This is a genomic window from Ectobacillus polymachus, assembly GCF_048159605.1.
GTDB classification, from domain to species: domain Bacteria; phylum Bacillota; class Bacilli; order Bacillales; family Bacillaceae_G; genus Ectobacillus; species Ectobacillus polymachus.
On the sequence record NZ_JBLREB010000015.1, the window covers coordinates 1 to 602 of the forward strand.

A 602-nucleotide genomic window follows, 5' to 3' on the forward strand; every position below is an offset into this window, starting at 1 on the left:
GATCCTAAGTCTGGTGCGTCTGCCAATTCCGCCACACCCGCAAAGAAATGTGAGCCATGAAGGACTTGAACCTTCGACCCTCTGATTAAAAGTCAGATGCTCTACCACTGAGCTAATGGCTCATAATAATACTATTTTAAAAAAATAACTGGTGCCGGCTAGAGGACTTGAACCCCCAACCTACTGATTACAAGTCAGTTGCTCTACCAATTGAGCTAAACCGGCATATGGTGGAGGATGACGGGATCGAACCGCCGACCCTCTGCTTGTAAGGCAGATGCTCTCCCAGCTGAGCTAATCCTCCAAAGCCCGCCTGGCAACGTCCTACTCTCACAGGGACAAAGTCCCAACTACCATCGGCGCTGAAGAGCTTAACTTCCGTGTTCGGTATGGGAACGGGTGTGACCTCTTCGCCATCATTACCAGACTCTTATTATTATACTGACAAACGAAAATTTGTCAATAAGGAATTTTAAATTCCTTCAAAACTAGGTAACAGGGTGTAAAGATTCTTTTTGGATAAGCCCTCGATCGATTAGTATCTGTCAGCTCCACGTGTCACCACGCTTCCACCCCAGACCTATCTACCTGATCATCTTTCA

The 602-nt window shown here is 46.7% G+C and carries 3 tRNA genes and 2 rRNA genes; all 5 read right to left on the reverse strand.

The window, feature by feature from the left end:
* Positions 1–50 precede the first annotated feature (50 nt).
* A tRNA-Lys gene (locus tag ACM5BR_RS18610) sits at positions 51–122 on the reverse strand.
* Between the two features lie 27 nt (positions 123–149).
* Positions 150–225: transfer RNA gene (locus tag ACM5BR_RS18615), tRNA-Thr, on the reverse strand.
* 3 nt (positions 226–228) lie between these two features.
* Positions 229–304, reverse strand: a tRNA-Val gene (locus tag ACM5BR_RS18620).
* Between the two features lie 7 nt (positions 305–311).
* Positions 312–427: ribosomal RNA gene (gene rrf / locus ACM5BR_RS18625) — 5S ribosomal RNA — on the reverse strand.
* 88 nt (positions 428–515) lie between these two features.
* Positions 516–602 (reverse strand): 23S ribosomal RNA (locus ACM5BR_RS18630); the annotation flags it as partial.